19 protein-coding genes and 1 tRNA gene are annotated in these 26,081 nt (G+C 58.8%); 7 read left to right on the plus strand and 13 right to left on the minus strand.

Going from position 1 to position 26,081, the window contains the following annotated elements:
• Window positions 1–21: 21 nt before the first annotated feature.
• The 7 genes from FME97_RS11520 to mazG form a co-directional block, all read right to left on the minus strand.
• Window positions 22–2,967 (minus strand): TonB-dependent receptor, encoded by a 2,946-nt coding sequence (locus tag FME97_RS11520; protein WP_141429765.1) that lies wholly within the window; start codon window positions 2,965–2,967, stop codon window positions 22–24.
• Between the two features lie 142 nt (window positions 2,968–3,109).
• Window positions 3,110–3,565 (minus strand): DUF4890 domain-containing protein, encoded by a 456-nt coding sequence (locus tag FME97_RS11525; RefSeq protein ID WP_162502087.1) that lies wholly within the window; start codon window positions 3,563–3,565, stop codon window positions 3,110–3,112.
• Between the two features lie 133 nt (window positions 3,566–3,698).
• Window positions 3,699–4,460 (minus strand): LytR/AlgR family response regulator transcription factor, encoded by a 762-nt coding sequence (locus tag FME97_RS11535; protein WP_141430036.1) that lies wholly within the window; start codon window positions 4,458–4,460, stop codon window positions 3,699–3,701.
• Entirely contained in the window at window positions 4,460–5,767 is a 1,308-nt protein-coding gene (locus FME97_RS11540) for a histidine kinase (RefSeq protein ID WP_141429768.1), read from the minus strand. The genes FME97_RS11535 and FME97_RS11540 overlap by 1 nt, the downstream gene beginning before the upstream one ends.
• A 9-nt stretch (window positions 5,768–5,776) precedes the next feature.
• Entirely contained in the window at window positions 5,777–6,331 is a 555-nt protein-coding gene (locus FME97_RS11545) for a gamma carbonic anhydrase family protein (RefSeq protein ID WP_141429769.1), read from the minus strand.
• A 2-nt stretch (window positions 6,332–6,333) separates the two neighbouring features.
• Window positions 6,334–7,113 (minus strand): hypothetical protein, encoded by a 780-nt coding sequence (locus FME97_RS11550; protein ID WP_141429770.1) that lies wholly within the window; start codon window positions 7,111–7,113, stop codon window positions 6,334–6,336.
• A 14-nt stretch (window positions 7,114–7,127) separates the two neighbouring features.
• Window positions 7,128–7,904 carry a nucleoside triphosphate pyrophosphohydrolase gene (gene mazG, locus FME97_RS11555; RefSeq protein WP_141429771.1) on the minus strand — a complete coding sequence of 259 codons (777 nt, stop codon included), beginning with the start codon at window positions 7,902–7,904 and terminating at the stop codon, window positions 7,128–7,130.
• An 84-nt stretch (window positions 7,905–7,988) separates the two neighbouring features.
• Here mazG and FME97_RS11560 point away from each other — a divergent pair, with 84 nt between their 5' ends.
• The gene (locus FME97_RS11560) at window positions 7,989–10,148 is read left to right on the plus strand and encodes a beta-N-acetylhexosaminidase (protein WP_141429772.1); all 2,160 of its coding nucleotides are present in this window, start codon (window positions 7,989–7,991) and stop codon (window positions 10,146–10,148) included.
• 89 nt (window positions 10,149–10,237) lie between these two features.
• On the opposite strand, the gene pheT is transcribed toward FME97_RS11560, so the two are convergent.
• The 3 genes from pheT to lysA all read right to left on the minus strand — a co-directional run bounded on the left by pheT (window position 10,238) and on the right by lysA (window position 14,847).
• A complete protein-coding gene (pheT, locus tag FME97_RS11565; RefSeq protein ID WP_141429773.1) occupies window positions 10,238–12,706 on the minus strand; it encodes a phenylalanine--tRNA ligase subunit beta in 2,469 nt (822 codons plus the stop codon).
• A gap of 83 nt (window positions 12,707–12,789) precedes the next feature.
• Complete coding sequence (locus FME97_RS11570) at window positions 12,790–13,686, minus strand: DMT family transporter (RefSeq protein ID WP_141429774.1); 897 nt, start codon at window positions 13,684–13,686, stop codon at window positions 12,790–12,792.
• Window positions 13,687–13,689: 3 nt separating this feature from the next.
• Window positions 13,690–14,847 carry a diaminopimelate decarboxylase gene (lysA, locus tag FME97_RS11575; protein ID WP_141429775.1) on the minus strand — a complete coding sequence of 386 codons (1,158 nt, stop codon included), beginning with the start codon at window positions 14,845–14,847 and terminating at the stop codon, window positions 13,690–13,692.
• Window positions 14,848–15,077: 230 nt separating this feature from the next.
• Between lysA and lepA the strand changes: the two genes are divergently transcribed.
• The 6 genes from lepA to FME97_RS11605 all read left to right on the plus strand — a co-directional run bounded on the left by lepA (window position 15,078) and on the right by FME97_RS11605 (window position 21,614).
• Complete coding sequence (gene lepA / locus FME97_RS11580; RefSeq protein ID WP_141429776.1) at window positions 15,078–16,868, plus strand: translation elongation factor 4; 1,791 nt, start codon at window positions 15,078–15,080, stop codon at window positions 16,866–16,868.
• Window positions 16,869–16,920: 52 nt separating this feature from the next.
• Window positions 16,921–18,828, plus strand: coding sequence for an AMP-dependent synthetase/ligase (locus FME97_RS11585; protein WP_141429777.1), 1,908 nt, complete (start codon window positions 16,921–16,923; stop codon window positions 18,826–18,828).
• A 65-nt stretch (window positions 18,829–18,893) separates the two neighbouring features.
• A tRNA-Gly gene (locus FME97_RS11590) sits at window positions 18,894–18,966 on the plus strand.
• Window positions 18,967–19,632: 666 nt separating this feature from the next.
• Window positions 19,633–20,379 (plus strand): RHS repeat domain-containing protein, encoded by a 747-nt coding sequence (locus FME97_RS11595; RefSeq protein ID WP_141429778.1) that lies wholly within the window; start codon window positions 19,633–19,635, stop codon window positions 20,377–20,379.
• A 55-nt stretch (window positions 20,380–20,434) separates the two neighbouring features.
• On the plus strand, window positions 20,435–21,043 hold the full coding sequence (locus tag FME97_RS11600) for a JAB-like toxin 1 domain-containing protein (RefSeq protein WP_141429779.1): 609 nt from the start codon (window positions 20,435–20,437) through the stop codon (window positions 21,041–21,043).
• Window positions 21,044–21,047: 4 nt separating this feature from the next.
• Window positions 21,048–21,614 (plus strand): hypothetical protein, encoded by a 567-nt coding sequence (locus FME97_RS11605; protein WP_141429780.1) that lies wholly within the window; start codon window positions 21,048–21,050, stop codon window positions 21,612–21,614.
• Window positions 21,615–21,864: 250 nt separating this feature from the next.
• On the opposite strand, the gene FME97_RS11610 is transcribed toward FME97_RS11605, so the two are convergent.
• From FME97_RS11610 to FME97_RS11625, 3 genes are all read right to left on the minus strand, one after another.
• Window positions 21,865–22,401 carry a hypothetical protein gene (locus tag FME97_RS11610; RefSeq protein ID WP_141429781.1) on the minus strand — a complete coding sequence of 179 codons (537 nt, stop codon included), beginning with the start codon at window positions 22,399–22,401 and terminating at the stop codon, window positions 21,865–21,867.
• Window position 22,402: 1 nt separating this feature from the next.
• A complete protein-coding gene (locus FME97_RS11615; protein WP_141429782.1) occupies window positions 22,403–23,977 on the minus strand; it encodes an RHS repeat domain-containing protein in 1,575 nt (524 codons plus the stop codon).
• Window positions 23,978–24,319: 342 nt separating this feature from the next.
• Window positions 24,320–25,987 (minus strand): ATP-binding protein, encoded by a 1,668-nt coding sequence (locus tag FME97_RS11625; RefSeq protein WP_141429783.1) that lies wholly within the window; start codon window positions 25,985–25,987, stop codon window positions 24,320–24,322.
• Window positions 25,988–26,081: the final 94 nt, after the last annotated feature.

The raw sequence follows: 26,081 nt of genomic DNA on the forward strand, positions 1-26,081 counted from the left end.
GCGTTCCGCCGATCCTGAAAGTTACCGCGGACGGAACGGAGGAGGACCTCCCGGGCCGCCGGGCCCCATCCGACGGCGGCCTTCCAGGTGCTCCATGCCGTCGTAATCCTTGATATTCGTGGAGCCTTTCTTGCCGAAGCGGCGCAGATTGTAGGTAAACTGCACCATATAATAGCGGCCGATCACGCTGTTCGTGGCGTTCTGCGTCCATCCCGAACCCGTCGTGCGGGCGAATGCCTTGTTCTGATTGAACATGTCGTTCACGCCGACCATGATCTCGCCGCGCCGGTTGCGGAAGACTTTCTTGCCGACGTAAACGTTGCAGAGCGTGTAGTGGCTGTCGTAATCGTTCGTAAAGCCGATATACTGCGTGTAGGCCGCACTCGCCGTAAGCGTGAAGCCGAGCGGGAAGACCACCTTCAGATCCCCCTGCGCCGTATGGCTGAAGTAGCGGTTTTTCGAATCGGAGGCATCGAGCGAGTTGGTCGCCTCGTTGTACGTACCGTTCCACGCCAGCGTGAAATCGACGTTCTCGGAGATGTTGCTGCCCAGCACGGCACGGAAGTCGTATCCCATATTGCTCGCGTCGTTGCGCTCGCCGCCCGAAATCATTCCCGTCGCCGCATCCACCGTACCGCCCAACATGCTCGGGGTCTTGCTGTAAACGATGCCCGCCATGACGTTGAAGTTCGACTTGAGGAACCCGATCGGGAAGCCGTAGCTCAAGTGGGTCATCAGGCTCCGGCTGCCGTCGAGATTGACCGGCATGGAATAGAAGTTGGGCGTATAACGCTGACCGTCTATTTCGATCGAGGGATTCTGCACCGTATGCGTGGCGATGTAATCCGACGTGCTCTGGAACGAGAACATCCACATGAACGTCCGGCCCTTCTCGACGTTCGAATTGACGTAGTGGAAATTGACGCGGTGCGAGTAGAAGGGTTTGAGCCCCGGATTACCGTGCGAAATGTTCTGTGCATCCGATATGTCGTAGACGCTCTGCAGGTTGGTCACCTCCGGATTGTCCGTATAGGAAGAGACGAACAGCCGCAGCGAGTTCTCACGATTGATGTTGAGCTGGCCCATCATGAAGTAGGTCACGTCGTTGTAGTTGTGGCGGATCTTCTCCGAACCGTTCTGCGTCACCATGCCGTCGAGCAACGAGCGCTGGTAGTAAACGTTCGCGATGAACGTGTTGCGCTCCTTCGAATAGCGGAATCCCGGACCGAAGCGATGCGTGGTGAAGTTGCTCTCGTAGGCGTTCGACAACTGCGGATCGGGCGTCAGTCCGGCGATCGAGAAGTCGCTGCCCGTTTCGTAGGAGCGCTTGTCGCGCTCCTGATGGTCGTAGGTGGCGCGGTACTGGAAGCTCACCTGCGCGTATTTGGCCACCGGTTCCGTGTAGGTGAACTCGCCGCGCAGGGTATGGCTGCGCGAAGGCGCCATATCGCGCAGGTAGCGCAACTGCACGTAATCGTCCGGAATCCATACGCCGGTCGCGGGATCGGTGACAGGGCGGTCGGGAAGGCTGCCCAGTTGGTTGGAGTAGGAAGTGGCGTTGTTCTCGCTGTCCGAATAGCGGAAACTGCCGTTGAGCGTGATCGTCCGGCCGTCCTTGCCCAGTTTGGCGCGGTAAACGGCGAATGTCCCGAGGCTGTATCCGCTGCGGAGGCCGTCGTTGAAGTTGTCCGTGCGGCTGTATCCGCTCTCGCCGTACTGCCAGCCCTGCGTCGTACTCCACGGATCGTTGGACTGGTAGCTGAAGTTCGGCCGGACCATCAGGTTCTGGTTCTCGGATATTTTCCACTCCAGACGGGCGTTGAACCGGTGGTTGAAGCCCTTCGTGTCGGAGTAGCCCGTCGTCGAGAGGGTATCGACGGCCATCGGGGCCTCGTACCACTTCTGCGTCGTCGAACGGTTCGTGGTATTGGTGTTGTTGAAGAAATAGCTGCCCTGGAACGAAAGCTGGTCGCGTTTGCCCCACGTATCGGAATAGTTCAGTCCGACCGCATTAACCTTCGCCACACCGCTCTGGGGCCGCATCATGTACTGGCCCACGCCGCCGCGGCGTCCGCCCGAACCGCCCGTGACGCCGAGAATGTCCTCGAACGAGAAGTTCTGCTGATTGACGTTGTTGAACAACCCGATCACCGACACGCGGCTGTCGCCCGAGAAGATATTGACGTTGCCGCCGGCGATGTACTTGTGCTGCGACTCGGTCTTCGTGTCGGCGTCATAACCGTATCCGGCGTAGAGTTTTCCGAACTGTCCCTGACGCATGCCGGGCTTGGTCACGATATTGAGGGCCTTGTACCCCTCGCCGTCGTCCATGCCCGAGAACTCGGCCGCGTCGGAGAGCTTGTTGTAAACCTCCACGCGCTCGACGGCCTCGGCCGGCAGCGACTTGATGGCCGTCGTCACGTCCTCGCCGAAGAACTCCTTGCCGTCCACGAAGATTTTCTTGATCTCCTCGCCCTGGGCCTCCACCGTGCCGTCCGTGACGGTGATGCCCGGCATCTTCTTCAGCAGGCCCTCGACGTCGGCGTCGGTGGTCACCTTGAAGGCCCCGGCATTATAGCTCACCGTGTCGCCCTTCTGCGAGGTGCGCATGGCCTTGACCTCCTTGACCACGGTCTCGATCTGCACGCCCGGCTTGAGCTTCAGCACGCCGAGCGACACCTTCGGCGACGCGACGCGGAAGGTCGTATCGAGGGTGTTGTAGCCGAGGAACGATACCGACAGTCCGTACTCCCCGTAGGAGAGCGACGGAATCGACACCGATCCCTCGTAGGCGGAGGTGAGATACTGTTTCTTCTCCGGATTCCTGGCCGGTGTCACGGTCAGGACCGCGCCGACCACGCTCTCTCCGGTGTCGGCATCCACGATCCGTCCCGTGACGGCCCCGGTCTGTGCGGAGGCCGCCGCCGCGAAGAGCGCCAGCAGGGTAGTCAGTAGTACGTTTTTCATTTTATTTAATAACACTTGTTTGCACGCGCGAAGTTAATTCATTTCCCGCAACGGCGGTTCGACAGAGAGGCGAAACGGCAAAAAAAGGGCGCCAATCGACCGACCGGCGCCCCGGCTGCAACAAGCCGCCGAAAATCCGGTATCACTTCTTTCCCTTCATCTTCTCACGGGGACAGGGTCTGTCGCAGCATGCGCCCTCCCGGCATGCGGGAGCGCCTTCGGGCGCCTTGCGCATCATCTGCGGACCGCGGCGGGCTCCGGGATGCGGGCCCTGCATCTTGGACCACTCCATGAACTGCTCGGTCGAAAGGATCGACTTCATCTTCTCGGCCTGCTCCGCCCGCGCCTTGCGCATCGCCTCGCGATGGGCCTCCATCGTCTGCAACTGCTCGAGCGTCGCGGCATAGACCTGTTCGGACTGTTTTTCCGTGAGCTTTAGGCGTTCGGCCATGCGGTCCGTCATCTCGCGGGCCATCTGCTCGACGGAGGGGCGTTCGCCCGCTTCCGGCCCCCGTTCCATACGCTGCGGCTGCGCGAAGGCGCTCGTACCTGCCGCCATGCAGAGGGCGGCGAAGGCTGCAAAAATCGTCTTTTTCATCTTTTCCGAATTTTGGTTAAACATTCCCGGTTGTCGAAAACCGTTCCGGGGAATCGTCGGTACAAAGGTAACGCCAAACACGAAAACCCGGAGCGGACTCCGGGCGTAACGGCAAAAGGACGGGCCGAACCGCCTATTCGGCAGGGTGAACCGCCCGCAGCCATGTCTTGAATTCGGGAACGCGGGCTTTGGAAATGACGATCCGCTCGGGGGTATCGACCGTAAGATGGAGCGTCAGACGGCTGCCGAACCACACGGCGATCTCCTTCACGGCGCGGCGCGCCACGATGAACTGCCGGTTGGCGCGGAAGAAATCGCGCTCGGGAAGCAAGGCCTGCAACGCTTCGAGGGTCTTGTCGAGCGGGTAGGTCTCCCCGTCGAAATCGCAGGCCGTGACCTTCTCGTTCGAAGTGTAGCAGTAGGCGATCCGGTCGCGCTGTAGGGGAATGATCCGGTCGCGCACGCGGACCAGAAAGACCTCTTCCTGCCGCTGCGCGGCGAGACTCCGCACGCGGGAGCCGTAGTCGAGCCGTTCGCCCGAGGTGAGCCTCCGCAGCTTCTCCAGCGCACGCCGCACGTCGTCGGCATTGATCGGTTTGAGCAGGTAGTCGATGCTGCTGACCTTGAACGCCTCGAGCGCATAGCGGTCGTAGGCCGTGGTGAAGATGACCGGAGCGGTGACCTCCACGGCGCCGAAGATGCGGAAGGAATCGCCGTCCGCCAGGTGGATGTCCATGAACAGCAGGTCGGGCTGGGGATTGGAACGCAGCCACTCGATGCTTTCGGCGACGCTTTCGAGCGTCGCCACGATCTGCACGCCGGGGGCCACCTCCCGCAGCACGGCGGCGAGGTTCCGCGCGGCGGCGGTCTCGTCTTCGATAAGCAGCGCCTTCATCATGGCTTGTCGGGATTGAGCAGCGGCAGCCGCACGGTGAACCGTTCCTCCGTCGAGAGAATGGCGATGTCACGCCCCGTGATAAGCTGCCAGCGGTTGCGCAGGTTCTCCAGTCCGATACCGGTCGAGGGCTCGGGTTCGAGCTTGGGACGCCGGGGATTCGAGACCTCCAGTATGCCGTTCTCCACGCGGATCGAGACATGGAGCGGATTGCTGCGCGTGATGGTGTTGTGTTTGACGGCGTTGCCGATCAGCGGCTGGAGCGAGAGCGCCGGCAGCCGCCAGTCGAAGTAGCGCGCATCGACCGCGATGTCGAAGAAGAGTTTGTCGGCATAGCGGATCTTGAACAAGTAACTGTACGCCTCGGCGAATTTGAGTTCCTCGCCGAGCGTCATGAGCGTGCTCTGGCCGTTCTGGATGATGTAGCGGAACGTGTAGGAGAGCTGGTCGATGTAAACGAGCGCCTTGTCGTCCTGCCGCTCGCGCACGAGCATCGCCAGCGAGTTGAGCGAGTTGAAGAAGAAATGGGGGTTGATCTGCCCGACGAGCAGATTGTAGCGCGTGGTGAGATTCTCGTTCTTGAGCCGCTCGTTCTCCACGACGACGGCCTGCCGCTGCGAGATGAGCACGTAGATGCGACTGTACAGCAGCGAGACGACCACGGCGAACGAACATTTGAGCAGCAGCATGTAGTCGAACATGCGGCCGCCCATGAAGTTCATCACGATCCGCCCGGAATGCCATTCCGTGACGGGAGCCACGCAGTATAGCCCAACGGCCGCGGCGATGCACCACAGGCAGCGGCGCACGTAGCGGGCCATCGAATAGTTCCGGCGCGACGAGGTGAGGATCGAGAGCATCACGAACGACATGATGAGGTAGAAGACCAGTTGCAGCAGCAGCTCCGTCCACCGCGAAGTGCGGTTGTAGAGGGCACTGTAATCATATTCCGCATCGTTGAGCGTCCGCACCCGCTCCAGCACGGGATGTCCTTCGGCGTTGCGGGGCGGCATCAGATCGGCCACGATCCGGTCGCCCGCCTCGAGCCCCAGCCAGCGCATACGCCGCGAGGGGGTATAGACGCTGTCGCCGTTGGCGTAGATCAGATACCCGTATCCGTCGGGATGCACGAAAAGCGTACCCGCGTCGCGCCGTTCGGCGATCTGCTCGCCGGCGGAACGCGGCGGCGCCTCGCTGCTCTGCTCGACGAGCAGCAGGAGCAGGTACGAGAAATTGACCACCAGGCTGATCGCCACGGCAACCAGCAGGTTCAGCACGACGTCGGAATATCGGGATTGCAGCCGCATGGGAAGGGGTTATTTCTCCGGTTCGCCTTCGGCCGCTCCGTCCCGGAACCACGAGGCGTAGTGCATGTAGTCGCGTGCCGTGCGGAGCACGATCTCCTCGCGCTGCTCGGGGGTCACCGCCCGGATCCGCTTGGCCGGAACGCCCGCGTAAAGCGAGTCGGGTTCCAGTTGTGCATTGGAGAGCACCAGCGCCCCGGCGGCGATGATGCAGCCCGACGGGATGACGGCGTTGTCGAGCAGAATGGCGCCCATGCCGATCAGACAGTTGTCGCCGATGCGCGCGCCGTGCACCACGGCGTTGTGGCCCACCGAGACGTCGTTGCCGATGATCGTCTGCGACGGATGCTTCGCCTTGTCGTAGATGGTGTGGAGCACCGCGCCGTCCTGAATGTTCGTGCGGTCGCCGATGACGATCTTGTTCACGTCGCCCCGCAGGACGGCGTTGTACCAGATCGAACAGTCGCGCCCGATCGTCACGTCGCCCAGGATCACGGCCGTCTCGGCCAGAAACGTATTTTCTCCGATCACGGGGGTATGTCCCCGCACTTCTCTGATCAATGCCATAATTATAATATCTCTTTGGTTTCAAATGTATATTCCGTACGTACACCGCCTCGCAGCGCCGCCATGCGGTGGCGTCCGGGGGCTGTCACGGCACTGTCGATCCGCATCCCGCCGACCGGCTCGCCGTCCCATTCCACGACCACGTCGCCCGGACGCAGCCCCTCGGGCGCATGCCCGGCATCGAACCGCACGCAGGCGGGAAAGTAAATGCGGTCATCACGTTTTTCCACCGCCACGCAGGCGAAGCCGGCAGCGGCGAGCGTATCGGGCGACACGGCCCGCATGTAACCGCGCCGGAGATTGAACTCCACGCACGACTGCGCCAGAAAACGCTGCCCGAAAATACCGTCGGACTGGCGTCCCAGCACCTCCTTCAGGGCAAGGACAGGCGTCATCTCACTCTCCCGGCACAATGTGTCGATGGCGAATGCGAGTTTCTCCAGCAGTATGCGCATCGACGCGACCGAGACTCCCGTACCGCCGATCACACCCCGGGCTGCACGCCCGGGCGCAACGCCGGAGCGCGCGAGCCACAGCGAATCGACATAGAGCCCCGTCGCACCCGTATCGAAGACCAGACGCGCCGGGATCGAATCGCAGACCGTCGCATCGAAATAGAGGTGTCCCCGGTGGTAACGGAATGCGACCGCACCTTCGGGCAGCAGCTCCGGATCCGGTGATGCGGCAGAATGCTGCACCCCTGCGCCGCCGCAGGCTGCCAGCAACAGGCACGCCAGGGCATACGACAGCGAGCGTTTCAATTCCGTCCGCGACAGGTGCATACTCTTCGCGTTTTTTATTCTTCTTTTTTGGCTTCCTGCCACAGAGCCTCCATCTGGTCGAGCGAGAGGTCGTGCAGCGAACTTCCCTGTGCGGCAGCCTGTTCCTCCATATAATTGAAGCGACGGATGAATTTCTCGTTCGTGCGTGCCAGCGCCGATTCGGGATCCACGCCGTAGAGCCGTGCGGCATTCACGAGGGCGAAGAACAGGTCCCCGAACTCTCCTTCGAGCTCCTCCCTGCGGCCCGCGCGCATCTCCGCCTCGACCTCGGCGATCTCCTCCTTCACCTTCGCCCAGACATCCTCTTTGCGCTGCCAGTCGAACCCTGCCCCGGCGGCCTTCTCGCCCACGCGGAACGCCTTCACCAGCGCCGGAAGCGAGCGGGGAACGCCGCCGAGCGTGCCGCTCTTGCGGTTCTTCTTGCGCAGCTTGAGCGCCTCCCAGTTCTCCTTCACCTCGTCGGGCGTATTGGCGTGGATGTCGCCGTAAACGTGCGGATGGCGATAGATCAGCTTGTCGCACAAGGCATTGGCCACATTCCCGAAATCGAACGCGCCCTGTTCCTCGCCCAGCTTCGAATAGAAAACCACATGCAGCAGCAAGTCGCCCAGCTCCTCCTTGATTCCCTCCATATTGTGCGCCGTGATGGCATCGGCCAGTTCGTAGGTCTCCTCGATCGTGTTGCTGCGTAGCGAGTCGAAAGTCTGTTCCCGGTCCCACGGACATTCGCGGCGGAGCGTGTTCATCACCTCCAGCAGGCGTGCCGTGGCTTCCAAACGTTTGTCTTCCATGAATCCGATTCGATTTAGCAAGGCAAAGATAACAAATCGGCCGAAAAAACATATCTTTGCGTCGTACAAAAATTCTACCTGCCGATGAAACGACTCTCTCTGGCGCTGGCGCTGCTTTGCGCCGTTTCCGTCTCCGCACAGCCCGGCCCGGGGCGCACGACCTTCCGCGAAGGGGTCTTCCCGTTCGATTCCCGCACGACGCTCACGGCCGACGAGGCCTTGCGTCCGATAGCGGATTATGCCGCGGAATACCTCCGCTGCCCGGTGCGGCAGGACCACTCGGGCGACGGCACCGTGGCACTCGTGCTCGACGCTTCCGGCGACATCCCGGCCGAAGGATACCGTCTCGAAATCGCCCCCGACCACATCGTCGTCCGCAGCGGCGACTACGGCGGGGCCTTCAACGGCGTGCAGGCGCTCTTCCGGCTGCTGCCGCCCGCAATCTACGGGAAGCGCGGCCTGCCCGAAGGGACCGTGATCGCCTGTGCGGAAACGCATGACGCCCCGCGCTTCGCATTCCGCGGAATGATGCTCGACGTGGCCCGGACGTGGATGGATGCGGATGCGGTAAAGCGTTATATAGACCTGCTTTCATACCACAATATCAACAAACTGCATCTTCATCTCACGGACGACGAAGGATGGCGCATCGAGATCCGTTCCCACCCCGAACTGGCCGAGGTCGGCGGATTCCGCGGCGGCGATTCGCCCGTGAAGGCCATCTACGGCAAATGGTTCGAACGTTACGGCGGCTACTACACGCAGGAGGAGATGCGCGACATCGTCCGCTATGCCGCCGTCCGCAACATCGAGGTGATCCCCGAGATCGACCTCCCGGGGCACAGCCGCACGGTCGGGACGGTGCATCCCGAAATCCGCTGCGCCTACGCCGCCGACACGGCAGCCACCGCCGGATACGACTACCGCAACGCCTGGTGCGTGGCGCGCGAGGAGAACTACGAGCTGCTCGGGGATATTCTGGGCGAAATCTGCGGGCTCTTCCCGTCGGAATACATCCATATCGGCGGCGACGAGGTGGACATGTCGCAGTGGAAGCGCTGCCCGGACTGCCGGGCGCTCATGGCCCGGATGGGAACGGACGACCCGCACCGGCTGGAGGACCTCTTCCTGGAGCGGCTCGCGGATATCCTGCGCGAGCACGGCAAGCGGCCCGCCGTCTGGAACGAAGCCGTGCGCACGGGCGCCTTTTCGCACGACTGCCGCGTGAACGGCTGGGAGAGCACGAAGGCGTGCCTCGATGCCACGGCCAAAGGCTACCGGACCGTCGTGATGCCGGGCGAGTATTTCTATTTCGACATGCGGCAGTCGCCGAACGAGCCGGGCCACCAGTGGGCGGCGATCTTCGACGCCCGGAAGGTCTATTCGTTCGACTTCGCCGAAGCCGGATTCTCCGCCGCGCAGATGCGCCGCGTCGAGGGTTTGCAGGGGGCTTTTTTCAGCGAGCTCTACGTGGCGCACGAGCCGGAGAAGCCCGACTACCTCGACTACATGCTCTTCCCGCGGGTCTGCGCGCTGGCACGGATCGCCTGGAGCGGCAACGACGAGGGGTGGGACGCATACTATAAGGAGCTGCGCGAGGAACACTATCCCCGCATGACAGCCATGGGCATCCGCTTCCGTCTGACTCCGCCGCAGGTACGCTACGCCGACGGGATGCTGACGGCGGCGACCGACGACGGCTCGCGCATCCGCGTCGTGCGCGATGACCGTCCGGACGAGGAGTCCGACTACACGGCCCCGGTGGAGACCTCCGAGCCGCACCGCTACCGTTTCCGCTCGGAGCGGGGGACGGGACGCAGTCCCTATGCGGCCCACGATTCCCGCTACCGCACGATCCGGCCCGCCGTGACGCTCACCTCCTCGATCCGCGAGAGTGCGAAGTTCCCCTATTCGAACGTGGACACCTACAAAGGCTACGCCTACACGAGCCGCACCGGACGTAAGGGGGATTGGGTGCTCTATACCTTCGACGAACCGGTTTCCTGCCGCGAGATGCTGCTCCGCACGGGTTATTCGCACCTGACGAAGATGCAGTTCGTGACCGGGTATGCCGAGGTGTCGTACGACGGCCGGACGTTCGAACGCGCCGGGGAGCTCGACGAAGGCGCCATCCTGCTGCGCCCCGAACGGCCCGTGAAGGCCGTGCGACTGGTCTGCACCTCGGACGGCAACGGCACGCCGATCGTCGTGGTGATGCCCCCGGAGATCAAGCCGGTGCTGTAACCCCGCACCCGGGAGGAAGATTCGCACATAACGAAAAGGCAGCGGCCGGGTGATCCGGCCGCTGCCTTTTTCGTTTCCGCCACGCGGCGTCAGGCCCGGACCTGCGCGCCGCAGCGCTGTTCGAACTGCCGGACGAGGTTCCCCATGACACGCTCGATGGTCTTCTCGTCCAGCGTGCGGGTCTTGTCCTCCAGCACGAAACTCAGCGCATAGGACTTCTTGCCCTCGGGGAGCTTGTCGCCCTCATAGACGTCGAAGAGCGAGACGCTCCGCAGCAGTTTGCGTTCGGCGGCGAAGGCCGCGTCGCGCAGCTCCGAGAAGGTTACCCGTTTGTCGATCAGCAGCGCCAGATCGCGCTTCACCTCGGGGAACTTCGACAGCTCCGCGGCGACGATGCGGTGTTTCCGGGTCGAACGCACGAGGACGTCGAAATTCATCTCCAGAAAGTAAACCTCCTGCTTGAGGTCCGTCCGGCGGCGGATAGCCGGGGCCACCGAGCCGATCCGGAGCAGCTCCCGGCCGTTGAGCGCCATCGTCAGCCCTTCGGAGAAGAGATCGCTTTCGAGCGTCTCCGTCTCCAGCGCATAGATGTCGATGCCGAAGCGGCGCAGGAGTTTCTCGGCCACGGCGCGCAGGGTGAAGAACGACGCCTTCCCGGGTTTCGTATTCCACGAATGCGGCGTGGAGACCCCCGTCACGGCGATCGCCAGCCGGTACTCCTCGGAGTAGGGCGCCAGCCGGTCGGCTTCGGAGCGCTTCGCCTCGTCGTAGAAGTAGCAGTTGCCGAATTCATAGAGTTTCAGGTCGCCGTTCTTGCGATTGACGTTCAGCGCCACGGCCTCCAGCATGTTGAACAACAGCGTCTGCCGCATGACGTTCAGATCGGCGCTCAACGGATTGAGGATGCGCACGCAGCGCTCCGCGGGGCAGGAGGTCAGCCCCTCGTAGTAGGCGCCCTTCGTGAGCGAGTTGGACATGATCTCCGTGAAGCCGTTGGCCGAAAGGAAATCTGCCGCGAGATTCATCAGGCGGTTCCTATCGGGACGGGGAGCGTAGGAGAGCGTCGAACGCACGTGTGCGGGCAACTCGACGTTGTTGTAGCCGTAGATTCGGAGAATCTCCTCCACCAGGTCGGCCTCGCGCCGCACGTCCACGCGGTAGGGCGGCACGGCCACGGTCAGTTCCCCGTCGCCCTTCTCGGCGAGTATCTTCACCTCGAGCGCGCCGATGATCCGCCGCAGCGTCTCCTCGGGAATCTCCTTGCCGATCAGGGCGTTGATCCGCCGCAGCGAGACGTCGAAGACGAAATCGCCGATCGGGGCGGGGTAGATGTCCGTGACGTCGCTCGAAATCGTACCGCCGGCCAGTTCCTTCATCAGCAGCGCGGCGCGCTTGGCGGCATAGACCTGCAGGTTGGGATCCGCGCCGCGCTCGAAGCGGAACGAGGAGTCGGTGTTCAGCCCGAAGCGCTTGGCCGTCTTGCGCACCCACACGGGATTGAAATAAGCGCTCTCGATGAAGACGTCGGTCGTCCCGTCGCCGATGCCCGAATCCAGCCCGCCGAAGACGCCCGCGATGCACATGGGGCGCTCGGCCGAACAAATCATCAGGTCCTGCGACGTGAGTTTGCGTTCCACGCCGTCGAGCGTCACGAAGGGCGTGCCGTCGGCGCAGGTGCGGACGACGACCTCGCGGCCCTCGATCTTCGCGGCGTCGAAGGCGTGCAGGGGCTGGCCCAGCTCGAAAAGCACGAAATTGGTGATGTCCACCAGGTTATTCTTGGGATGGATGCCCGCGGCGCGCAGGCAGTTCTGCATCCACTCGGGCGAAGGGCCGATCTTGCAGCCCGTGACCGTCACGCCCGCATAGCGGGGCGCGGCCTCCGTGTTCTCGACACGGATCTTCACCGGCAGGTCGCGGTTGTCCGGAGCGAAGGCCGAGACGTCGGGCCACTGCACCTCGATCCGCTCGCCGCGGCTGCGGAGGTAGGCCGCCAGGTCGCGCGCCACGCCGATATGCGACGCCGCATCCACGCGGTTGGGCGTCAGTCCGATCTGAATCAGGTAGTCGTCCTCGATATGCAGGTATTCCCGGGCGGCCATGCCCACCGGAGCGTCGGAAGGCAGCTCCATGATGCCGTCGTGCGCCGTGCCGATACCCAGCTCGTCCTCGGCGCAGAGCATGCCGAGCGACTCGACGCCGCGGATCTTCGACCGCTTGATTTTGAACTCCTCCTCCCCGCCGCCGGGATAGAGCACCGCGCCCACCGTGGCGCAGAGCACCTTCAGCCCGGCACGGCAGTTCGGCGCCCCGCAGACGATCTGCAGCGGCTCTCCGGAGCCGACGTCCACCGTCGTCAGGTGCAGGTGGTCCGAATCGGGATGGTCTGTGCAGGTCAGCACCTCGGCCACGACGACCCCTTGCAGGCCGCCGCGGACGGTCTCGATCTTCTCGAAGCCCTCGACCTCCAGCCCGATGTCGGTCAGGATCCGGGCGATCTCCCCGGCCGGAAGCTCGGTCGGAAGATAGCGTTTGAGCCAATTATACGAAATGTTCATATCGTTGAATTTGTGAATTAGCTAAAATCGAACAAAGATAGGCATTTTCCGGCAAAATACGCGCCGCGGCGGGGCTTTTTTCGCTACCGCGACCCCAGCCAGAGGAAGAGCATGCCGAGAAGGACGAAGCCCAGATCGACGGCCTTCGCGCGCAGGTTCCTCTCGCCGAAGAGCAGCGCTCCGCAGAGAAACGACACGACGACCGACCCGCGGCGGACCATCGAGACGACCGAGATCATCGCGTCCGGCTCGCGCAGGGCGCAGAAATAGGCGAAATCGGCAGCCGAGAGAAAGACCGAAATCAGCGGAATGGCCCAGCTCCAGCGGAAAGGCGAAGCCGCGCGGCGCGGCAGCCAGAGCAGCGCCGTGACGACGGCCATCATGCCCAACTGATAGAGATTGTACCAGCTCTGCACGAAGGCCGGATCGAGCCGCGTCATGATGTATTTGTCGTACAGGCCGCTGGCAGCTCCCGTCACGGCCGCCGCCGCGAGGCAGAGAATCCAGACGTTGTGCCGGAAATCGACCCCTTCACGGCGGCCCGAGCGGCTCAGGAGCACGAGCGACGTCAGCGCCAGCGCCACGCCGATCCACTGGAACCCGTTGAGCCGCTCGCCGAAGACGGCCAGCGCACCGACGAGCACCAACACCGGGCGTGTGGCATTGACCGGCCCCACGATCGTAAGGGGCAGATGCTTCATACCGAAGTATCCGAAAATCCACGAAGTGAGGACGATGACGGACTTCACCGCGACCAGCGCATGAGCTTCGGCCGTACCCCGCGAGGCAGCCAGCGGCGTCGAATCGAACCATCCGAGACCGAGCTCCGCGGAGAGAATCGCCGGCAGAAACAGCAGCGACGAGAAGAGCGTGTTGAGCAGCAGCACCGGCAGCACGGCGTTGCCGGAGAGCGACTTCTTCTTGGCGACGTCGTAAAGCCCCAGCAGAGCGGCCGACAGAAAGGCGAGCGAAAGCCACATGGCCTACAGCTCGTCGCTGTAAACGGCGCCGGGCAGGTCGTGGAGGTTATAGCGCGAAGCCATCGACATGCCGTAGGCTCCGGCCGACTTGATCGAGAGCAGGTCGCCGCGGCGCGTTCTGCGCAGGCTCACGTTCTCGTCGAACACGTCCGTCGATTCGCAGGCCGTGCCGACGACGGTGTATTTGTCCGAGGTCTCCTCTTCGGAGGTGATATTCTCGATGTTGTGGTACGAACCGTAGAGCGCCGGACGGATCAGCTCGGTCATCGAGGCGTCCACGATGGCCAGTTTGCGCCCCGTAGCGGTGGTTTTGTTGAACAGCACGCGCGTGATGAGCTCGCCGCATTCGGCCACGATCGAACGGCCGAACTCGAAGTGCACCTCCTTGCCGCCGATGTCGAGATGATTGTGGACGATGGAGAACAGCGAAGCGAAGTTGGGGATCGGCTCGTTCTCCGGTACGTCGTAGTTGACGCCCAGGCCGCCGCCCACGTCCACGAAGCGGAACGAGAAACCCAGTCCCTCGAGGTTGCGGACGATCACATTGACCTTGCGGCACATGTTCTCGAAGACATGCAGTTCGCGGATCTGCGAACCGATGTGGAGATGGACGCCGACGACGTTCACATGGGTCAGGGACTTGATCCGCGCGGCGTGCTCGAGCACCTCCTCGTACGAAATGCCGAACTTGCTGTCGGCCTGTCCCGTGTCGATGCAGTGGTTCGTGCGGGGGTCGATGTCCGGGTTGATACGCAGCGCGACGTCGGTCACGGCGCCCGCCTCCGCCGAGAGCGCATCCACGACCTCCAGCTCCTCGATCGACTCGCAGTTGATCGCCAGAATACCCTGCGAGATGGCGTAGCGCAGCTCCTTGTCACGCTTGCCCACGCCGGCGTAAACGATTCCCCGGGGATCGAAACCCGCCTCGACGGCCTTGCGCAACTCGTTGCCCGAAGCGCAGTCGATGCCCAGCCCGTACTCGCGGATGATCGCCAGCAGGTGATCGTCGTAATTGGCCTTGATGGCGTAGTGGACCTTGTAGCCGTATTTGTTCGATTCGTAAACGACGCTTTCGAGGGTCTGGCGCAGCAGCGCCGTGTCGTAGAGATAGAACGGGGTCTCGAAGCCCCGGAGCTTGGATGCGATGTGCCTGCTTAACATAATTGACTGACTTAACCTTAACCTTGTAAAGCCGCAAAGATAGATTTTTCAGCCGGAAAAGGCAAATTCCGGAACCAGGAATCGCGGCGGAGAGGGAATATCCCCGCCGGAACCGACGCCCCCACGCCAGACGACTTCCGTTCCCGGACCGGAAGGCGGGAGGACGCCGCACGAAGGCCGGAAATTCAAATATATTTCGTATATTTGCCCGTATTTTTTACGCGGAATCCATGAAAAACATTCGGAACTTTTGCATCATAGCCCATATCGACCACGGCAAATCGACCCTCGCGGACCGGCTGCTGGAAAAGACCAACACGCTGAATCAGCGGGAAATGCAGTCGCAGGTGCTGGACGACATGGACCTCGAACGCGAAAAGGGCATCACGATCAAGAGCCACGCGATCCAGATGGAGTACACGGCCCGCGACGGGCAGACGTACACGCTCAACCTGATCGACACCCCGGGACACGTCGATTTCTCGTACGAGGTCTCGCGCGCCATCGCCTCGTGCGAAGGGGCGCTGCTGGTGGTGGACGCCACGCAGGGCATTCAGGCCCAGACCATTTCGAACCTCTACCTGGCCGTCGGGCACGATCTGGAGATCGTCCCCGTGCTGAACAAGATCGACATGGATTCGGCGATGATCGACGAGGTGAAGGATCAGGTGATCGACCTGATCGGCTGCAAGGACGAGGACATTCTCCTGGCCTCGGGCAAGACGGGACAGGGTGTCGAGGAGGTGCTCGAAGCCATCGTCACGCGCATTCCCGCCCCGAAAGGCGACGAAAACGCCCCGTTGCAGGCGCTCATCTTCGACTCGGTGTTCAACCCCTTCCGCGGCATCATCGCCTATTACCGCGTCTTCAACGGCACGCTGCGCAAGGGCGACCACGTGAAGTTCTTCAACACGGGCAGCGAATACGACGCCGACGAAATCGGCGTGCTGAAACTCAAGATGCAGCCCCGGCAGGAGATCAGGGCCGGAGACGTGGGGTATATCTGCTCGGGCATCAAGACTTCGTCGGACGTGAAGGTGGGCGACACGATCACCTCGGTGGCCAACCCCTCGCGGGAGGCCATCGCCGGCTTCGAGGACGTGAAGCCGATGGTCTTCGCCGGCATCTACCCCGTGGAAGCCGACCAGTACGAGGACCTGCGCGCCTCGCTCGAGAAGTTGCAGCTCAACGACGCCTCGCTGACGTTCGAACCCGAAAGCTCGCTGGCCCTCGGATTCGGATTCCGCTGCGGATTCCTCGGGCTGCTGCACATGGAGATCATCCAGGAGCGGCTGTACCGCGAATTCGACATGGACGTGATCACCACCGTGCCGAACGTCTCGTACCGCGTGACCACCACGCAGGGCGATACGGTGGAGGTCCACAACCCCTCGGGACTGCCCGAGGTGACGAAGATCGCCAAGATCGAGGAACCCTACATCCTGGCGCAGATCATCACCAAGTCGGAGTTTCTGGGCAACGTCATCAAGCTCTGCATCGACAAGCGCGGGGTGATGAAGAACCAGACATTCATCACGCAGGACCGCGTGGAAGTGAATTTCGACATGCCTCTCTCGGAGATCGTCTTCGACTTCTACGACAAGCTCAAGAGCATCTCGAAAGGCTACGCCTCGTTCGACTACCACCGCACGGGGTTCCAGCTCTCGAAACTCGTCAAACTGGACATCCTGCTCAACGGCGAGCCGGTGGACGCCCTCTCGTCGCTTACCTACACGGACCACGCCTACGATTTCGGCCGCAAAATGTGCGAGAAGCTCAAGGAGCTGATCCCGCGCCAGCAGTTCGACATCGCCATACAGGCCGCCGTGGGGGCCAAGATCATCGCCCGCGAGACGGTGAAGGCCGTGCGCAAGGACGTGACGGCCAAGTGTTACGGAGGCGACATATCGCGCAAGCGCAAGCTGCTCGAAAAGCAGAAGAAGGGCAAGAAGCGCATGCGCCAGATCGGCAACGTCGAAGTGCCGCAGTCGGCCTTCCTCGCCGTACTGAAGATGGACTGACGGACGCGCCCGCTCTCCGGACCGGCCCCAACATACTACCACAGAATAAGACATGAAGAAGACCATCATCGACCTGTTCGAAGACTCCGTCGCGAAGTACGGAGCCAAGACCTTCCTGCTCGAGAAGCGTCACCGCAAATTCGAACCGACGACCTACGCCGAAACCCGCGAGCAGGCGATCGAGGTCGGGGCGGGACTGGCCTCGCTCGGCATCCGCCCGCAGGACAAGGTGGCCATTCTGGCCGAAGGCAGCAATGCCTGGATCATCTCCGAGCTGGGGCTCTTCTACGCCGGAGCGGTCAGCGTGCCGCTCTCGGTGAAGCTCGAGGAGTCGAACGACCTGCTCTTCCGCCTGCGGCACGCCGAGGTCCGGGCGCTGTTCGTTTCGAAATACCAACTGCCCAAAATCCGGCGCATCCGGCAGGAACTGCCCGGAGTCGAGCACATCGTCGTCTTCGGACACCTCCCGCTCGAGGCGGGCGAGACGGCCTTCGGGACGCTCAAGCGGCTGGGCCGCGACTACCTGGCGAAGAACCGCGAGGAATTCATGCGGCGCGGACAGGCGATCCGCAACGACGACTACGCCACGATCACCTACACGTCGGGCACGACGGCCGACCCGAAAGGCGTCGTGCTGACGCACCGCAACTATACGGCCAACGTCGAACAGTCGCTCTCGCGCATCGACATTCCTCCGTACTACCGCACGCTCATCATCCTGCCGCTGGACCACTGCTTCGCCCACGTGGTAGGGTTCTACATCATGATTGCCTGCGGCGCCTCGGTGGCCACGGTGCAGATCGGCGCGACACCGATGGAGACGCTCAAGAACATCCCGCAGAACATCCGCGAGGTGCAGCCGCACTTTCTGCTGTCGGTCCCGGCGCTGGCCAAGAACTTCCGGAAGAACATCGAGAGTTCGATCCGCGCGAAAGGCCCCTTCACCGAACGGCTGTTCCGGCTGGCGCTCCGCACGGCCTATATCTACAATCAGGACGGGTACGGCCGGGGCCGCGGCTGGCGGATCGCACTGGCTCCCGCAGTGGGGCTGTTCGACGCCCTGCTGTTCCGCAAGGTCCGCGCGGCGTTCGGCGGCTGCCTCGAATTTTTCGTCGGCGGCGGCGCGCTGCTCGACACGGAACTGCAACGCTTCTTCTACGCCATCGGCATCCCCATGTTCCAGGGATACGGCCTGTCGGAGGCGACACCCGTGATTTCGACCAACTCGCCCAAACACCACTGGCATCGGTTCGGATCGTCGGGCAAGATACTGATTCCGCTCGACCTGAAGATCGTGGACGAACAGGGACGCGAACTGCCCCGCGGACAGCGGGGCGAAATCGTCGTCCGCGGCGAAAACGTCATGGCCGGGTACTGGAAGAATCCCGAAGCCACGGCCGACACGGTGCGCGACGGTTGGCTGCACACGGGCGACATGGGCTATGTCTCGGAGGACGACTTCCTCTACGTGCTGGGACGTTTCAAGAGCCTGCTGATCTCGTCGGACGGCGAGAAATACAGCCCCGAGGGAATGGAGGAGGCGATCGTGGACAAATCGCCCTACATCGACCAGATTCTGATACACAACAACCAGAGCCCGTTTACGGGAGCCGTCGTGGTGCCGAACCGCGAAGCGCTGCGGCGCGAGCTGGACAACCGCGGCGTGGCGCCGGGAGACCGGGCCGCTGCCGCAGCGGAAATTCTCGGGGCGGAAATCGACCGCTACCGCGCGGGAGGCATCTACGCCGGGGAGTTCCCCGAGCGGTGGCTGCCGGCGGGACTGGCGATCGTGGACGAAGCCTTCACGGAGCAGAACGGGCTGGTGAACAGTACGATGAAAGTGGTCCGCGGCAAAGTCGAGAAACACTTCGGCGACCGGATAGCCTATCTCTACACACCCGAAGGCAAAACGCTGAAGAATCCCCGGAACCTCGCATCGTTGGAAAAAATCGTGGGGTAGCGCACGTTTTTTCGTCCCCGGGATTTGCAAAATCAAAAAAGCGGAGTAACTTTGTACTCCGAATTGCGGAAATAGCTCAGTCGGTAGAGCATCAGCTTCCCAAGCTGAGGGTCGCGGGTTCGAATCCCGTTTTCCGCTCGAATTCCTATCTATCTTAACATATAGCGATTCTCACAGATCGCTATATGTTTTTTTGGTGCATTCCGATCTTCTCGGGTTGGTATATCTTCACAAAAAGGCAGAAAAATGATTGTTTTTGAGCCAAAAAGAATTAACCAATGGCAGCTTTCAAGGTTTGTGCCTTCAGGAATCATTTACGGAAGAATGGGACGTACAATGCGAAATTACGGATTACGCATAATTTCCAGCCCCGAAAATAAGCACTCCCCTTTACGTCGAGGAAGAAAATCTCTCTCCGGATCTTCAGATCACGAATAATGAGCATGTCGATCTTCGTGAAGATCTCTGTCATGAATGCCGAAGAATCACCCGAGAGTTAAGCTATAAAATCAACGGCATGACTATTGACGAGCTTGTCCTGAAATTGCAAGGCGGAAGCAACTTCCGTTTGGACTTTTACAAATTTCGGAGAGAACAAGCCAACACAATGATTCCCCGGATATTCGGCGGAACTACCTGACAGCTCTCAGTGCCTTTCAGCGATTCATTCATACGGGCAATATCGCCGAATGGACGTGGCGGCATGCCGGTGGAGAGGAAAACACCTATGCTTTCGCCTATGACGGCCTCTCCCATCTGACGGATACGAGGCAATATCAGGCCGGGGAACGTACCGACCGGTTCGTGGAACGGTCGCTGACCTACGACCGGAACGGCAATATACTGACCCTGCAACGATCGCAGGGTGATGCGGTGACGACCGATTTCGCATACACCTATGCGGGGAACCGTCTCGTGTCGCTTTCCGATTCCGGGACGGCTTATCCGTATGCCTATGATACGAACGGGAATCTGGTCCATGACGGGGCAAACGGACTCGATATGACGTATAATCGACTGAATCTGATAGAAAAAGTTACGCGAGACGGCAGATTGCTGGCAAATTTTTCTTATCTTTCGAACGGTCGGAAGTATTTGATGTCCAGTGACGACGGCCACGGTTTGTGTTATGTAGGTTCTTTGGTTTACGAACGGCCTTCTTCGGGCCAATCCTTGGAGTTGGAGAGCGTGGAATTCGACGGCGGACGCTTTATAAAGACGTCCGGCGGTCTGGAAGCGCGTTATTTCGTAACGGATCACCTGGGAAGCGTACGGGCCGTGCGGACCTCTTCGGGCGAAGTCGTCGAACAGAACGACTACTATCCTTTCGGCCTACGGTGGGCCGATTCTGGATCTTCCGTATCCGACAACCGCTACCGTTACAACGGTAAGGAAGACTTGTCGTTCCTGAAGATTCCCTACACGGATTTCGGATTCCGGATTCCGCCAATTCGATCCGAAGTTCCGGTTGGGATGGAACGGCGCAGACCCGCTGGCGGAAAAGTATTTTCCCGTCTCACCTTATGCTTTTTGTGCGGGGAATCCGGTTAATCTGATCGACCTTGAAGGGCAGGATATTTGGGAGATCAATTCATATGGAAATATCGTGAGACACCTTAAAACGACCCGAAGCGATGCTTTTTTTATGGTGGATGAGTATGGAAACCGGATGATTGGAGATAATTATTCAATTGAATTCCCATATAAAACGGTTGTGCAACAAAACTCGTATACTTACCTAGATGATGAAAAGGGAATCAATTCATATGATGTTTATCGAGTCCGGGGAGATAAAAACGGAACTGCATTATTTGAATTTTTAGCGGACAATATCACAGGAAGCCCTACGAAAGTCGAAATCGGGCAAATTATGACGGGATTAGAGGGTGATAAAGGCTTAAATTTTATTACGACATCGCATACGGAGAGACGAGAGGCTGGACTTATGAAGCTAATAAGAGGTCAGATTGGATATGGTTATACGATCCGCGAGGTCAATCACAGCCATCCCAAAGATGCTTTTCCTTCAGGGTTGACAGGGTCTGATGAGCAAGGAAACGGAGGAGATATGGAAGCAATAAAATTACTTACAAATAGTATGATATCATGCGGGTTTAAGGTCGCATCATTTCATATATATCATGTGCCGACTAAACGAAAGATACCTTATTCAGTGAAGTCCCGGGCAGCGGACTTTGAAAAATATACAAATTAACTTTATGAAGCTACTGTTTATCACCGTTTTCGCTGTTTTAGGGGTAAGCGTCTGTCCAGGACAGACGCTGGCCGATATTCTGAACAGCCAGTATGATGACAATCCGATCCCCACGGTGCCCGTTGAGTACACCTTGCCCCGGTTGGCAGCGAAAGCGCCGTTCGTACAACTTTTCAATTCGCTTCTGCTGGCGACCGGGCACCACGTGTTCCATTCTGATGAATATGAGGCGGACGAATACATTCTGATGAGGATAAAGGCCGAGGACCTGGAGATCGAGATGTCCGGCTCCTTGTGTCGTTATCCGCACAAAACGAAATCGCCTATCGGGTGGATGCCTTTTCACGGAAAGACGATCATCTTCAGTGGCGACAATCCCGGGCTCTTCACTCCTACGGAGGAAACGAGATGCTTCCGGTACAAGGATTATCCGGAAAACTCCCTGTATGGTCTTGAGGATGACGAGCAGCCTGGTTGGTATTTCCTGTATTCCAAGGGCCGGTATTTCGGAGGAACGTGGGAGTTGATAATTTATCCGGATCGATATGATGTCCCATTCCCATCCGAATGAGGCTCGGTTCTTCCCGTCAAGGGTTGCCGGAACGTCCGGAGAGGTTTACGGTCTGCATGTCCCGAGAGCAGCAGCCGTTGTGATCCCGATTTTCCGGTCGAGTTTCAGTATCCGGTGCGTTGGCCGGATATATGGGTGTCGTATCGTGATCCTTTTCTTGTATGAAGTCGGGGCCGGCGGTGTTCCGATCCGGTGTCATGGTATAAAAGCCAAGCGATAACAGATAGCTTGTTATCGCTTGGCTTGGAAGTTATTCCAGGGGCGCATTCAGGACTTTCCGGATTTCGGGTTCATAAAATCTTGCTATATAAGGAGGAGTGTCGGGAATGTCAATCCGATCCATGATGTATTCGTACAGTTTCCATACGTTTTCATAAGTGAATAGTTCGATCGGCAATTGAATGCGAAGAGCGTGTTTCTCCAATGGTAAATCGTGATCATTATATCCATATTCATATTCTGATTTGTCTTGATTTTTAAATGTGTAACCTACAAATGGCTCTAAATAGGCACCTTCAACCAATTCAAATATGTCTACCGCGTTATTTTTATTCCGCACTGCTTTTTTTAAGATTTTTTTTGCCCAGCGTTTATTCTTCTTGAAAAGATCAGAAGCGACGTCCGCTATTCCATCTTCTTTTAAAACATAGTATTTATGCTTTTTTTTATATATATATTCCTGACCTCCATCTCCGTCGAAGATAACTACATTATTTTCCTGTGCCATTCCCATCATTGTGCCGGACAAAGCGAGGAGTACCGTGCTCCAAAATATAAACCGTTTCATATTATTTGTACAAGTCTTCTAAGATACTGAAAGATACGATTGCTTCTATTTTCTTGTTGTCGAATACGATTATTTCTTTTGTTCTCATTTGAAATAAATATCCGGTTGCAGTTCCTATTGATTTATGATCTTGCCGGCTCGGGAACCGGCTGGACCCTTTTAATGGGCCGAGGTTTTTCGATCCGCTCGGGTGGCTGTGATAGACACTTCTTGCTCCTTTCGGATTGATCGACACCGACGCGTGCTTTCCGGACTCTCTGACTTCGCCTTGAGAAACATTTGCAATCTGTCCTTCATGATTCACGATCCCTCCGTATTCCCTGTTGTTATTGTCCGAATCGCCTCCGGTGCCATCGTCTTTTATGGTGTTTCTCATTTTCTTGAGCGTGGGGACGGACTCTATTTCCATGATATTCTGCATGTGCGGTCCGGACAGATTCCCTTGTCGGATCGCATTTTCCGTGTCGATTGCCGCTTGTTCCGAAATTGAGTTTACCCGAAAGTCACGTTCATACCCAGCAGCTCTGATTACGTAAGTTTTATCGCCTTTTCCGGTATCATACATCAGGTATCCCAACGAATTATAATATTTGTCGTACACGGATCCATCCGGATCAATATTTCCTATCGGATCGTTTCCGCAATATATGTAGGGCGAACTTCCCGAATACTTTTCGCTTTTCGGGTCGGCCGTGTTCCATCCGATTCTGAATTCAGGGTCCATCATCCGGAATCCGAAATCGACGTACGGTATGCCGACGAATACCTGTTCCTCCTTTCCGTTGTATCGGTAGCGATTGTCGGAAATAAGGGCTTCGGCATCTTCCCATCGCAGGCCGAACGGATAGTAGTCGTCGGTTTCCGTCGCTTCTCCCGAAGCGGGATCCACGACGGCGCGCACGCTTCCCAGATGATCCGTCACGAAAAGATGCGTTTGGATACCGTTCGATGTCACGACGAACCGGCCTCCGTTGAACCCCGCGCTTTCGAGCGATAGTTTTCCGTCACGTTTCCCGTATACCAAAGAACCCGAATAATAGAGTCCGTCGCCGCCTGGCTCCGTCGCCGAGAGTTTCGTGCTGTCTGCAAGGTACGAATAATTTGCGGATAAAGTCCCTTTTTTCTCGACTTTTTGTATCATATTCAGACAATTATATGTAATGTCGAGATCGTTGGCCCCATCGTGCGTCATATTTCCGTTCGCATCGTAGCCGTAATCGTACACCGCTCCTGCATCGGCTATCGAGGCGATGCGGTTTCCCGTGTAGGAATATTCGAGATCGTTCAATGTCAGTCCGTTCCCGGTCCGCATCAAGGTCCGGAGGTTTCCGTTCGCATCGTATGTCAGTCCCTTTTCCGCGAAACGGTCCGTGAGGGCTCCGGCTTCGTAATGCCTGGTGTCCGTCAGACGGGCGAAGCTGTCATAGGCGAATGCGTAGGTGTTTTCGTCCCGGCCGGCGTGTTGCCAGGTCCATTCGGAGACATTTCCCGTATAGGAGGGCGTTGTGGCGCTCATTTCCGGTTGGTAGTAACTCAATCGGGCCGAGAAGAGCGGCTGCTCTCCGAATCGGCTCACCTGTCCGGTTTGCCAGCCCAGCAGGTTGTATGACAGCGATGTGACGAACTTGCCGTCTCCTGTTGTCCTGCCGACGACCCGGCCCAGCCCATCGTAGGCATAGCGTATTTCGACGGGTGTACCATCGTCGAGCGTAGAGCTTTCGGCGAGCAGCCGTCCCCGGCGGTCGGTCGAGAATTCGCCGCTCTAAAACAGGCGATTAAATCCTTGCGACAAGCCAATCAGCGAATTGTGAGGATTTTTCGTTTGTAGCGGTTAACGAATTGCTAACTGATCTTTTGCGCCGTATTGCACGGTATCTTACCTTGAAAAAGAACTCATATTGCAAATATACTGAATAAATCAATACCCGATTCTTTTTCGGGATGCGGAATCATAGTGCAACTCCTCTCGACAATAAAGATAGAGATTGTCCAATAAAGACGCATCTTGTTCGGCATCCGATTCCATGGTGAGAAGATAATCGGCAGTGTATTTACGGATGACGTTTTCGATCTGACCGCCGCTCAAGTCGAACATGCGGGACAGTTCTTCGACTTCGGTGATCTTTAACGACGGCAGCATCGTTTGCCAGATAGCACGACGGGTCTCAAATGTCGGGCGACAGAATTTGATTTTGTAGAGGAATCGGCGCTCGAAAGCCTGGTCAAGGTTTTGTGTCAAATTGGTGGTAGCGATCAGGATGCCGTCGAGTCGTTCGATCTCCTGCAATAGGATATTCTGCATTGCATTTTCGGTTTGGTCGAGAGAGCCGCCCATCGTCGTACGTCGGCGGCCCAATACGGCATCCGCTTCGTTGAACAACAGAATCGGAGCTGGGTCGCAGTCGCGCACATAGCCGCGATAGCGGTCGAAAATCTCTTTGAGGCGTTTCTCGCTTTCGCCGAACCACATGCTTTTTGTTTCCGAAATATCGACCTGCATAATATCCCGGCCGCTTTGCCGTGCTAATTGATAAACCGACTCGGTTTTCCCCGTACCGGGCGAACCGTAAAACAGGCAGGCAAAACCCTGACGCATACCGTTTTGCCATAGCTGCTGCCTGACAGCATTGAATCGCTCTGCTTCGAGTAAAAGCCCCAGCCGGTCGATTTTCGCCTGCTCTCCGGGATTGAACCAGAGTTTTTTCGGAGTAAGGCTGGAGGCTATGATCAACTCTTTCCGGTTGCGCGGAGCCTGTAATTGGATCAGGATTTCGGAAAAGAGAGTTGTTTTCGCTTTGTCGGTCAGGCGGAACGCTTCGCGGTTGCCGAACATGCCGCTGTCCGGGGCATTTTCCAGGATGTTTAGGTCGAACAGCTCGCTATAACGGGCCAGCAACGCGTCTTTCTCGCAACGTGCAGCCCATTCGTCATCGAAAAGCACCTCTATGTCATGCCAGCCGATATGGTCGTCCCGATTATTTACATAGAGATTACAGCATTGTGCAAAGACAAGCGTATCCCAAATATGGAGAGACTGTGCAATTTCCCGAAAACGGCAGCAAAATTCCAACTGCTGGTTTCGGTCGATTAATTGTTGCAACTCTTCGGCGAGTTCCGTTTGCGACATCTCCTGTTGGGATGTGTAACTGATTAATTTCCCCAGTCGCACGAAAAATTGGTCGATCGTAAGGCCGCAGATCGGGGGCGGAGTGAATTTCTTTCCGGCCTGCAACGCTTCGAGTACCATTTTCGGGATGCGGTAGGTATCCGGTTCGGCCGATCCGCTACGCCGTCGGCGAATAAGCTGTCGACGGATTAATTCCTCGAAATCGGCCGCATGGTTCAGCAGCTCGACTTTGCGGCAGCCGAGAAATTCGGCAAGCTGCTTCAATACGATTTTCCGGTCGTCCGACAACTCAATCAATACGGCGAACAACATCGTCTGCACGGGCGTCAGATCGAGTCGCCGTCCCAAACGCTCGAGGAGAGGTGTCGCGTTGCCCCAGAAATCGTCCGATAAGTGCGAACCATTTGCCAACTGCACCACTTCACAGATATCCTGCATCAAAGTCCGTTCTTCCATCATTCCATTGCTTTTCGGCAAAGTTAGGGGTGTGATATGCGAAAAAATGGCATGGGCAGTTGTGCATGCGACTCTTTTTGTAACTGTTCCAAAGCAT

Origin of the sequence: Alistipes dispar, from assembly GCF_006542685.1 — a bacterium.
GTDB classification, from domain to species: Bacteria; Bacteroidota; Bacteroidia; order Bacteroidales; family Rikenellaceae; genus Alistipes; species Alistipes dispar.

Coding starts and splice junctions, on each gene's coding strand:
- FME97_RS11520 (WP_141429765.1), bottom strand. CDS start 2,967: ATGAAAAACGTACTACTGACTACCCTGCTGGCGCTCTTCGCGGCGGCG.
- FME97_RS11525 (WP_162502087.1), bottom strand. CDS start 3,565: ATGAAAAAGACGATTTTTGCAGCCTTCGCCGCCCTCTGCATGGCGGCA.
- FME97_RS11535 (WP_141430036.1), bottom strand. CDS start 4,460: ATGAAGGCGCTGCTTATCGAAGACGAGACCGCCGCCGCGCGGAACCTC.
- FME97_RS11540 (WP_141429768.1), bottom strand. CDS start 5,767: ATGCGGCTGCAATCCCGATATTCCGACGTCGTGCTGAACCTGCTGGTT.
- FME97_RS11545 (WP_141429769.1), bottom strand. CDS start 6,331: ATGGCATTGATCAGAGAAGTGCGGGGACATACCCCCGTGATCGGAGAA.
- FME97_RS11550 (WP_141429770.1), bottom strand. CDS start 7,113: ATGCACCTGTCGCGGACGGAATTGAAACGCTCGCTGTCGTATGCCCTG.
- mazG (WP_141429771.1), bottom strand. CDS start 7,904: ATGGAAGACAAACGTTTGGAAGCCACGGCACGCCTGCTGGAGGTGATG.
- FME97_RS11560 (WP_141429772.1), top strand. CDS start 7,989: ATGAAACGACTCTCTCTGGCGCTGGCGCTGCTTTGCGCCGTTTCCGTC.
- pheT (WP_141429773.1), bottom strand. CDS start 12,706: ATGAACATTTCGTATAATTGGCTCAAACGCTATCTTCCGACCGAGCTT.
- FME97_RS11570 (WP_141429774.1), bottom strand. CDS start 13,686: ATGTGGCTTTCGCTCGCCTTTCTGTCGGCCGCTCTGCTGGGGCTTTAC.
- lysA (WP_141429775.1), bottom strand. CDS start 14,847: ATGTTAAGCAGGCACATCGCATCCAAGCTCCGGGGCTTCGAGACCCCG.
- lepA (WP_141429776.1), top strand. CDS start 15,078: ATGAAAAACATTCGGAACTTTTGCATCATAGCCCATATCGACCACGGC.
- FME97_RS11585 (WP_141429777.1), top strand. CDS start 16,921: ATGAAGAAGACCATCATCGACCTGTTCGAAGACTCCGTCGCGAAGTAC.
- FME97_RS11605 (WP_141429780.1), top strand. CDS start 21,048: ATGAAGCTACTGTTTATCACCGTTTTCGCTGTTTTAGGGGTAAGCGTC.
- FME97_RS11610 (WP_141429781.1), bottom strand. CDS start 22,401: ATGAAACGGTTTATATTTTGGAGCACGGTACTCCTCGCTTTGTCCGGC.
- FME97_RS11625 (WP_141429783.1), bottom strand. CDS start 25,987: ATGATGGAAGAACGGACTTTGATGCAGGATATCTGTGAAGTGGTGCAG.